General features: G+C 56.5%; 1 protein-coding gene. It reads right to left on the bottom strand.

Annotated elements, in window-relative coordinates; translation table 11 throughout:
* A partial coding sequence (locus tag ABX962_RS35325) for a DUF1549 domain-containing protein (RefSeq protein ID WP_372726344.1) occupies positions 1–2,049 on the bottom strand: 2,049 nt, incomplete at both ends.

Raw genomic sequence — 2,049 nt, 5'->3', positions numbered from 1 at the left:
TCTTTCCGTATCCACTCTGCGGCCAGCCAATCGAGCAATTGCGGATGCGAGGGGGGATCCGCTCGCACACCAAAATCGCTGGGTGTCAACACCAAGCCGGTGCCAAAATGATGCATCCAAACGCGGTTGACCATCACTCGTGCGGTTAGCGGATTTTGCGGATCGATGATGGCTTGGGCCAGCTCTAATCGTCCGCTGCCAATTTGGAAGGGCTGCTGCGTTGGCCCGCGGATCACGCTCAGAAATTGACGCGGAACATCGTCGCCCAACTTCAATGGATTGCCGCGCAGAAAGACCCGTGGTTCCACCGGCGTCGCCAAGTCCACGAGCGACACGGCGACAGGAATCGGATCCGCGGCATTAATCAACCAGCGGTCGATGGAACCTTGAAGCTTCCACAGCGTGGTCACACTGCTACTGTCGAAGAATGTTTCACAGTGCGAGATCGGGGTCTCTGGAACGCGGCACACCGGCGAATTCAACACTGCCCGCAGGGCTTCGGTATCGGCATCGTCCGACACGACCTCTGGATCGATTTGGGCAAACACTTCCCCGTATCGATCACAGACCTCACGGAACGTCAGCGGCGGAGTGCCAAAGGCTGCGGCAATTTTCGAGTTGACGTTTTGATTCCTCGCGGACGACTCGTGCCAACGTCGAGTCACTTCGACTGCCTCGCTGGCAAACGTGGCCGGTTCGAGATCCGCGTAGGCATGCCACAGCGAGAAGATTGGATCATGATTTTGTTTCGCAGCACGCAAATAGCCTTTCCACTGCCGCACGAACGCCGGCAGCAGATCCGATTTCTGGAAAATCTGATCAAAACCGTCAGCCGGATATTTGTGCAATTCGGTTTGCGCAAACAAGTAATCGGCAATGCGTTCACGGGCTCGTTGTGAAGATTCGCTGGCCAGTTTCTGCATCGTTTCCTGCAGCGCCAGTTGTCGCTTTGCCAATTCGGCTTGAAACGCTTCGTCACCAGGATGGTCGGTCAGCACGGTTTGTTTTTCGTAACAGCTGTCGAAAACGCCGTATAACGAATAGTAGTCGGCTGTCGGAATCGAGTCGTATTTGTGGTTGTGACAGCGAGCGCAAGCGACTGTCAAACCCATCGTTCCACGGGTGACGACATCGATGCGATCATCAATCACATCACGTCGCACGCCCAGAAAGCGACGTCCCAATGTCAGTAGCCCCATCGCCGCCAAGTCTTCCGGTTGGCTATCGGCGACCTGATCCGCCGCGATTTGTAGCAACAGAAAACGATTGTAAGGCATGTCGTCGCGAATCGCTTTGACAACCCAATCCCGATACGTCCAGGCCTGGGTCCAAAATCGTTCTTCACGCGCATACACGTAGCCTTTGGTATCCGAATAGCGAGCGACATCGAGCCAGTGTCGTCCCCAATGTTCGGCATAGTGTGGCGACTGCAGCAATCGTTCCACAAGTTTCTCATACGCCAACGGATCGTCGTCATGAATGAACGCGGCAACCTCGTCGGGCGTCGGTGGCAAACCGGTCAATGAATACGTCACGCGGCGGATCAACGTGCGACGATCCGCAGGGGGCGATGGCGGCAATCCATGTTCGTTCCGTCGGGCCGCGATAAACGCATCAAGAGGCGTCTGAATCCATTCCGCGTCGGCAAGGTTTTGGGCGTCAGGAATCGCTGTTTGCTTAACCGCTTGAAACGCCCAGTGATCCTCCCGGTGGCGGGGTGTTTGCTCGGCGGGCTGCATCGAATCCGCAGGCCACCGAGCACCACTATCAATCCAGGCCTCGAGAGAGCGTATTTCTTGTTCCGGCAGTTCTTTGTTGGGCGGCATTTCCAAGCCGCCTTCACGACGGATCGCCGAAATGAGCAAACTGGCTGCGGCATCCCCTGGCACGATGGCCGCGTCACTATCTCCACCGGTCAGTAGCGATTGAAGCGAATCGACTCGCAAACCTCCCTGCTGCTTTTTGGGGCCATGACATTGACCGCAACGCTCCAGCAGTACCGGCCGCACTTGTCGCTCGAAGAAATGTTCTTCCTGTTCCGTCATCGCG

It is taken from the genome of Novipirellula sp., assembly GCF_041583735.1.
In the GTDB taxonomy this organism is placed as follows: domain Bacteria; phylum Planctomycetota; class Planctomycetia; order Pirellulales; family Pirellulaceae; genus Novipirellula.
The sequence above is the reverse complement of the archived record's forward strand: the minus strand, read 5'-3'. Positions and strand labels throughout refer to the sequence as shown.